The organism is Allobosea sp. 10L417 (genome assembly GCF_056395485.1).
This window is the reverse complement of sequence record NZ_JBFTJP010000033.1, coordinates 1-2,152: the sequence shown is the minus strand read 5'-3', so window position 1 is coordinate 2,152 and position 2,152 is coordinate 1. Positions and strand designations below refer to the sequence as shown.

Genomic DNA, 2,152 nt, shown 5'->3' with positions numbered 1-2,152 from the left:
GTACGCCGACGTGCTTGGCCCCAATGCCGAGGAAGCCGCCAACATCCATCACGACGTGGCTCCCGTGGACATGTGACACCGCTCCGATCTTTTCATCGCCCGGCCCGTAGATTGTGGCCCCTTCAAGGATAGGCGCGGTCAGCTGACTGCTGGCGAGACGAATATGGCTGGAATGGTCCATTGTGTGCTCCTCATGTTCGAAAACGAATCGAACGTGCGGGGGCTCAGCACGTTCCCCGCCGCACCCAACCACCCTTGCCCTAACGGCGCTCGTGTTCGTTGTGATCTACGGGTGGCCGAGCGGGGCGTGGAGGGCGTGGCGGTGAGCCGAACCGCAGTCCGCTCTTCAGCCCGCCACCCGGACTTTCCCGGTGGGCCTGCGGCGGCAGCCGACCCGAGGGCGATGGACAACGAACCCCCTTGAGCCGGTTTCGGTGAGACTGCCCGTCTTGGTTTCGGATGGGCGGGCGGGGGATGAAGGGCGTGGATACGATTGCGCGGATCCGGCGCGAGTTTTCGATCCGCGGGAAGACGATCAAGGAGATCGCCCGCGAGCTGCATGTCTCTCGGAACACGGATCGGAAGGTGCTGCGCTCTAGCGCGACGTCCTTCGAGTATGAGCGGAAGGTTCTCGCTGCGGCAGAGCTGGCGCTGTGCAACCTGATGAACGCCGCCGGGCACTACAAGGCCACGCATTCCGAGATTGACCGCGAGGCCCTGTCTGCCACGATCAAAGCCGCTGCCGCCCATCTGGAAGCCGCAGCCATCCGGGCGCAGGGGGGAGTGAGATGGCGGACCGGAAATACGAGAAAAAGTACGGCAAGGGTCCTCACCTCACTGCAGATGCAGTGGTCCGGCGCGCTGACGAGTTTGCATTGATCCGGCGCAAGAAGGACGGAAGTTGGGCTCTTCCAGGCGGCTTCCTCGATCAGGGGGAAACGTTTGCTGACTGCGCCCTTCGGGAGTTCAAGGAAGAGGCCGGGGTCGATTTGCGCGCCGATCCGAGGCGAATTCTTGCGATCTAAGGCCGATGGCATTCGACGCGATCGATCGAGATCCACGCAGTCGGATTATTTCAGGCGCCGTGCTGATCACGCTGTCGAAGAGCGTCGATCGACCTGCCCTGATTGCCGGCGATGATGCTGAAGACGCAGGCTGGTTCCACCGCGGCGAAATTCCCAAGCTCTATGCAGACCACAACCAGATTTTGAAGGCGCTGGACGCCCTCTATCCCTGACGCGGACGGGACTGTCCGCATGACGGCCCGAAACAGAATAGCGCCGGGGCTCCCCGGCGCTATGAAGTCACCACCCGCGGTAATGACGGCGATATCCATGATCCGGCGCCCATGGCGGCGGGCCGCCGTAGCGGCGGCCATATCCGTAGCCGTAATGGCTCCGATAGCCGTGGCGATGGCCATAGCGAGGACCATAGTAGCCACGGCGTCCGTAGTGGCCCGTGAACTCCGCGCTGCTCTGGTCGAGGTGCTGAGCCATGGATGGCGGCAGCGCTTCCGACGCGAAGGCCGCGGCACAGAATGCCGCGCCTGCGGCAATAACCGTGATAGCCAACAGTTTCTTCATAGGAACTCCTTTGTCAGGAGAACTTAATCGCGTCGAAGTTCAACGGGAGATGAACGGCGCTCGCGACCAGCAACGCCGGGCAGATGTGCGCGCCGCCACGCCGCCAGCGCAGCCATCCTCTCCCGCTCCTTGGCATTGTCGGGGCCGAGCTGGTGCCAATGGCCCATCAGAGCAGCGACGCCTGCGCCGGCTTTTCGAGCTCAGGATCGCCGCCGTCCTTCTTCACGCCGCGGGCCACGATATCGAGCAAAGCATCAGGGAGCGGGCGCTGCAGTTAAGGAAATAGGCTTCTTCCGACCAAAGAAGCAGCCTTAGGAAAGAACTCCCTAAGCGGCAGATTGTTGCGGGGGTCGGCAGTCGGCGACAAAAAGCCCGGCCTCGCATAGCGAGACCAGGCGCGCGGTGGCAGTCTGATGGAGAAGGGCTGAGATCGACCGGTCCGCGGAGCTCAAGGCGGGTGAGCACCAGGAACCTTCCGCAAATTCCGAGCGTTGCCGCAGCACCGCTATCGAAAGAGGGGCTGCAGATGCGTTCCATCATACTTTGGCTCTTGTAGGCGTTCCGATCCC

At 62.8% G+C, this 2,152-nt stretch carries 3 protein-coding genes and 2 pseudogenes; 3 read left to right on the top strand and 2 right to left on the bottom strand.

The annotated features are described in order from the left end of the window. Positions 1–181: pseudogene (locus AC1DE3_RS28225) on the bottom strand (PRC-barrel domain containing protein); the annotation flags it as partial. A 293-nt stretch (positions 182–474) separates the two neighbouring features. Here AC1DE3_RS28225 and AC1DE3_RS28220 point away from each other — a divergent pair. The 3 genes and pseudogenes from AC1DE3_RS28220 to AC1DE3_RS28210 all read left to right on the top strand — a co-directional run. After that, a pseudogene (locus AC1DE3_RS28220) lies at positions 475–630 on the top strand (IS21 family transposase); the annotation flags it as partial. A gap of 158 nt (positions 631–788) precedes the next feature. Next, positions 789–1,025, top strand: a complete 237-nt coding sequence (locus AC1DE3_RS28215) for an NUDIX hydrolase (RefSeq protein ID WP_476852974.1) — start codon at positions 789–791, stop codon at positions 1,023–1,025. Between the two features lie 5 nt (positions 1,026–1,030). Then, a complete protein-coding gene (locus tag AC1DE3_RS28210; RefSeq protein WP_476798088.1) occupies positions 1,031–1,237 on the top strand; it encodes a hypothetical protein in 207 nt (68 codons plus the stop codon). Positions 1,238–1,304: 67 nt separating this feature from the next. Here AC1DE3_RS28210 and AC1DE3_RS28205 read toward each other — a convergent pair whose 3' ends face one another. After that, a complete protein-coding gene (locus AC1DE3_RS28205) occupies positions 1,305–1,583 on the bottom strand; it encodes a hypothetical protein (RefSeq protein ID WP_476798089.1) in 279 nt (92 codons plus the stop codon). Positions 1,584–2,152 lie beyond the last annotated feature (569 nt).